The following is a 560-nucleotide window of genomic DNA, read 5'->3' as shown; positions in this document are numbered from 1 at the left end:
GCGCTGGCTATGGTGAGCTTGATCAGTACCTAATGCCACGGGGAACGGGTGAGCAGATCGCCGCCTCTATCCCGTCTTATATGGTAGGTGGTGAAGTGGTAGCCCCTATCAAGGCCGCAGAGAATGCAGGACGTATAGCCCGTGTAGCTACCAGCCTTGCTAATCAGTTGCCAGCAGCTTTAACAGGTGCGCTATCTGAAAATAATCAGGGTGATGCAGGGGCAGTAGCCAAAAGCACAGCCCTTAACGCTGTAGCAGGTGCAACACTGGAAAAGGTAGGCGGGGCCGCAGTAGATAAAGTGCGCAACCTCTTACCAGAATCATTAGGCGGGTTTAGTCAGGCACAGAAGGCCGCTAACGTGGTTAATGAGGATTATCTAAGCCGTGTCCTACAGGGTGGCAATGAGGAAGCACAAAACACATTCAGGGCCGCTACCACTGATGAAGCAGGAAACAGCATTCTAACCCCTTCTCAGGTGTTTAACACTGATCAGGGTGCTAAGTTTATCCGGGCAGAGCAAAGAGATCTAACCCGTGGAACTGGTAGCCAGTATGCAGAA

Annotated in this window: 1 protein-coding gene; it reads left to right on the top strand. The window is 51.8% G+C overall.

From position 1 onward, the window contains the following. The coding region (locus tag N1032_RS27070) for a hypothetical protein (protein WP_259543792.1) at window positions 1–560 on the top strand (560 nt) is incomplete at both ends.

This window comes from Herbiconiux daphne (assembly GCF_024979295.1).
Lineage (GTDB): Bacteria > Actinomycetota > Actinomycetes > Actinomycetales > Microbacteriaceae > Herbiconiux > Herbiconiux daphnes.
The sequence above is the reverse complement of the archived record's forward strand: the minus strand, read 5'-3'. Positions and strand labels throughout refer to the sequence as shown.